The sequence below is a fragment of the Demequina sp. genome (assembly GCF_016278775.1).
Classification (GTDB): domain Bacteria; phylum Actinomycetota; class Actinomycetes; order Actinomycetales; family Demequinaceae; genus Demequina.
In genome coordinates this window covers 1-3995 of the sequence record NZ_JADQBF010000051.1, presented here as the reverse complement: position 1 = coordinate 3995, position 3995 = coordinate 1, and the positions used below count along the sequence as shown (strand labels likewise).

Below are 3995 nucleotides of genomic sequence, written 5' to 3'. Positions count from 1 at the left end.
GGCGCGGCACTAGCGGGCTCCTTCAAAGGCGCGCCGACCGTGCATGAGGTCGAGGAAGCGATCAAACAGGTACGAGGCGTCGTGCGGGCCCGCGGCCGCCTCCGGGTGGTACTGCACGGAGAATGCTGGCGCGTCGAGGCACTCGAGACCCTCCACCACGTCGTCGTTGAGGCACACGTGACTGACGCGAACGCGGCCGTAACCGTTCGGGGACTCGCTCACGCCATCAAGCGGGGCGTCGACGGCGAAACCGTGATTGTGGCTCGTCACCTCGACCTTCCCTGTGGTGCGATCCATGACGGGCTGGTTGATCCCACGGTGACCGAAGCGCAGCTTGTATGTGCCGTAGCCCAGCGCCCTGCCTAGCAGCTGATTTCCAAAGCAGATGCCGAAGAGCGGCACGCGTGCATCGAGAATGCCGCGCACCACACCCACCGACCTGTCCGCCACGGCCGGGTCGCCCGGACCGTTGGAGAAGAACACTCCATTTGGCTCCCGCGCAAGAATCTGCTCGGCGGTCCACGACGAAGGCACCACCGTCACTTTGATGCCGCGTAGCGCCATCAACTCGGGAGTCATCGCCTTAATGCCGAGGTCGACGGCCACTACGTGCGCGATCTGCTCAACGCCGTCTGGCGGCTCGATGACGTAGTCGCCGTCGATCGACACCGCGTCGGCGAGGTGCGCGCCCGCCATGGGCGCCGCTTCACGCACGCGCGCCAGCAAGGTGGGGTCATCGGCGAGCGCCTCGCCAGAGAAGATGCCCCCACGCATCGAACCCGACGTGCGAAGCGTGCGAGTGAGTTTCCGGGTGTCGATCCCCGACATGGAGACGATGCCCTGCTCGGTGAGGTCATCCCCCAACGGCCGCTGGGATCGCCAGTTGCTTGGCCGTCGCGCCGGGTCCCGCATCACGTATCCTGCCACCCAGATTCGGCGCGACTCGGCGTCCTCATCGTTCATCCCTGTGTTACCGATGTGGGGCGCCGTCATGACCACGATCTGCTGGTAGTACGACGGATCGGTGAGGGTCTCTTGGTACCCCGTCATGCCGGTGTTGAACACGATCTCACCGAGCGTCTGGCCGCGCGCGCCATACGCCTCGCCTCGATACACATCGCCGTTCTCGAGCACGAGCACGGCGGGGTCGTTGCTCACGCGAACACTCCTTCGAAACGGGCATCAAGGTAGGTGGGCTTGCCGCGCAAGAACGTCGCGACTGCGCGCCCCGGGAGGACCCTGCCAGCGTACGGTGTGTTGCGAGATCTGCTCGCGTGCGACGCGGGGTCTACGGTGTACTCCGCCCGGGGGTCTACCAGCGTGAGGTGTGCAGGCTCGCCGGCAGCGATCGGGCGTCCGTGCCATTCATGCACACGGCCGATGGCGGCAGGCGTGGACGACATGACTCGCGCCACGTCCCGCCAGGTGATGAGGCCCGAGTCGACCATGACCGACTGGACGATGCCGAGCGCCGTCTCGAGCCCCGTCATACCAAACGCGGCCGCTGCCCATTCGCAATCCTTGTCCTCACTCGGGTGCGGTGCGTGGTCCGTGGCGACGATGTCGATGGTGCCGTCGGCAAGCCCCTCGCGCACAGCGTCGACGTCCTCTGCAGTGCGCAGCGGCGGGTTGACCTTGAACAGGGGGTTGTAGCTGCGGGCCTCCTCATGCGTGAGGAACAGGTGGTGAGGCGTCGCTTCCGCGGTGACCTGGATGCCGCGGGATTTGGCCCATCGCACGATGTCGACGGAGCCAGCTGTGGAGAGATGCTGAATGTGGACCCTGGAACCCACGTGGCCGGCAAGCAGCACGTCGCGCGCCACGATCGACTCTTCCGCGACGGCCGGCCATCCTGTGAGGCCAAGTTCCGCAGAGACCTCTCCCTCGTGCATCTGTGAGCCCTCTGTGAGGCGCAGGTCTTGAGCGTGTTGCACCACGGCGCCATCGAATGACTTCACGTACTCGAGGGCGCGGCGCATGATGACGGGGTCGTTGACGCAGATGCCGTCATCGCTGAACAACCGCACCCTGGCGCGCGAGTGAGCCATGGCGCCCATCTCCGACAGGTGCTCGCCCTTGAGGCCGACCGTCACTGCACCTACGGGGTACACGTCCACCAGGCCGATCTCGCGGCCACGGGACCACACCTGCTCGACCACGCCTGCCGTATCGGCCACGGGAGTGGTGTTCGCCATCGCGTGAATGGCAGTCCAGCCACCCTTTGCGGCCGCGCGAGAGCCCGTCTCGATCGTCTCCGCGTCCTCGCGGCCCGGCTCACGCAAGTGCGTGTGCAGATCGACGAGCCCTGGTAGCAAGACCAGTCCCTCAGCGTCGACGCGGATCGCGCTGGCCGGAGCGTCGTCCGTTGGCACAACGACCCCGTCGACGACGGCGACGTCCGCCACCTTCTCTCCATAGATGCTGGCTCCTGCAATCACGAACGCGCTGTTCACACCTGCTCCTCTCCTGCCAAGAGCAGGTAGAGCGCCGCCATGCGCACCGCCACGCCGTTGGCCACCTGTTCCACAATCACTGAACGGGGGCTGTCGGCCGCCTCCGCCGAAATCTCGAGACCTCTGTTCATGGGGCCGGGGTGCATCACGATCGCGTGCTCCGGCAGGCGCGCGAGGCGCTGCCCATCGAGGCCGAACAGCCGCGTGTACTCCTGGGGGCTGGGAAAGAATGCCGCACCTCCGCCCGTCATGCGCTCGCGCTGAACGCGCAGCATCATCACGGCATCGATGGGCGGCCCGTCGAGTGCCGCGTCCAGCCCATGCACCACTGTGACCGGCCACGGTCCGATGCCCACCGGGAGCAGCGTGGGCGGCGCCACGAGCGTGACCTTGGCGCCAAGCGTCGTCAGCAGATGCACGTTGGAGCGGGCGACCCGCGAGTGCAGGATGTCGCCCACAATCGCCACGTGGAGGCCGTCGAGCCCCTTGCCGTCCGGCCCGTCGACCAAATGGCGACGCATCGTGTACGCGTCCAAGAGCGCCTGGGTGGGGTGCTGGTGCGTCCCGTCGCCTGCATTGAGTACGCTGCCGTGAAGCCACCCACCGTGGGCGAGTTGGTTTGCGGCCCCAGACGCCCAGTGACGGATGACGACGGCGTCCGCCCCCATGGCCTGCAACGTCAGCGCAGTGTCCTTGAGGCTCTCGCCCTTTGACACGCTGGAACCCTTGGCGGAGAAGTTGATGACGTCGGCGCTGAGACGCTTCGCTGCAGCCTCAAAACTGATGCGTGTACGCGTCGAGTCCTCGAAGAAGAGGTTGACCACCGTCTTGCCGCGCAGCGTGGGCAGCTTGCGGATCTCCCGCTCCTGAGTCGCGGCCATTTGCGCCGCGGTGTCGAGGATGAGCACCGCCTCTTCGCGGCTGAGGTCTTGGGTGCCGAGCAGGTGCTTCATCGCTCGCCCCCCGTCAGAATCACGGCATCCTCCCCGTCGATCTCCGTGAGGTGGACGCCCACGCGTTCGGAGCGTGCCGTGGGGATGTTCTTGCCGACAAAGTCTGCGCGAATGGGAACCTCGCGGTGACCGCGGTCCACCAGCACGGCGAGTTGCACCGACTGCGGTCTGCCGAGGTCCTTGATCGCATCGAGTGCCGCACGAATGGTGCGCCCCGTGTGGAAGACGTCGTCGACCAAGACCACCACGGCGTCGTCGATTCCTTCTGGCGGGAGCGTCGTGGGACCGATCGAGCGGGTGGGCTGCCTGTGGAGATCGTCGCGATACATCGTGATGTCGAGGGCGCCACAACGCTGCCTGGCATCGAAGCCCTGCTCGACAGTGGCGATCTTTGACGCCAGACGTTCAGCCAGTGGAAGCCCACGCGTCGGGATCCCCAGGAGGACGATGTTTGCGGCCCCGCCATTGCGCTCAAGGATCTCGTGAGCAATGCGGGTGAGCGCCCGGTCAATGTCGGGCGCGCCAAGAATGGTGCCAGTCACCTGGGACCTCCTTCTCCGCCTCACAGGACGGCTCTTAAAGGGGTGTT

The 3995-nt window shown here is 66.3% G+C and carries 4 protein-coding genes; all 4 read right to left on the bottom strand.

Translation table 11 applies throughout. The annotated features are described in order from the left end of the window. Positions 1-9 precede the first annotated feature (9 nt). Genes carA through pyrR form a run of 4 tightly spaced genes read right to left on the bottom strand, consistent with a single transcriptional unit; the run spans position 10 to position 3948 of the window. A complete protein-coding gene (carA, locus tag QZZ33_RS06875) occupies positions 10-1158 on the bottom strand; it encodes a glutamine-hydrolyzing carbamoyl-phosphate synthase small subunit (protein ID WP_291379029.1) in 1149 nt (382 codons plus the stop codon). After that, positions 1155-2453 (bottom strand): dihydroorotase, encoded by a 1299-nt coding sequence (locus tag QZZ33_RS06870; protein WP_291379028.1) that lies wholly within the window; start codon positions 2451-2453, stop codon positions 1155-1157. Before QZZ33_RS06870 ends, carA begins: the two co-directional genes overlap by 4 nt. Further along, on the bottom strand, positions 2450-3406 hold the full coding sequence (locus QZZ33_RS06865; RefSeq protein ID WP_291379027.1) for an aspartate carbamoyltransferase catalytic subunit: 957 nt from the start codon (positions 3404-3406) through the stop codon (positions 2450-2452). Before QZZ33_RS06865 ends, QZZ33_RS06870 begins: the two co-directional genes overlap by 4 nt. Continuing rightward, on the bottom strand, positions 3403-3948 hold the full coding sequence (gene pyrR / locus QZZ33_RS06860; protein ID WP_366475762.1) for a bifunctional pyr operon transcriptional regulator/uracil phosphoribosyltransferase PyrR: 546 nt from the start codon (positions 3946-3948) through the stop codon (positions 3403-3405). Before pyrR ends, QZZ33_RS06865 begins: the two co-directional genes overlap by 4 nt. Positions 3949-3995 lie beyond the last annotated feature (47 nt).

What these genes read in the sequence shown, in the direction of transcription:
- QZZ33_RS06865 (WP_291379027.1), bottom strand. Translation starts at nt 3,406, where the DNA reads ATGAAGCACCTGCTCGGCACCCAAGACCTCAGCCGCGAAGAGGCGGTG.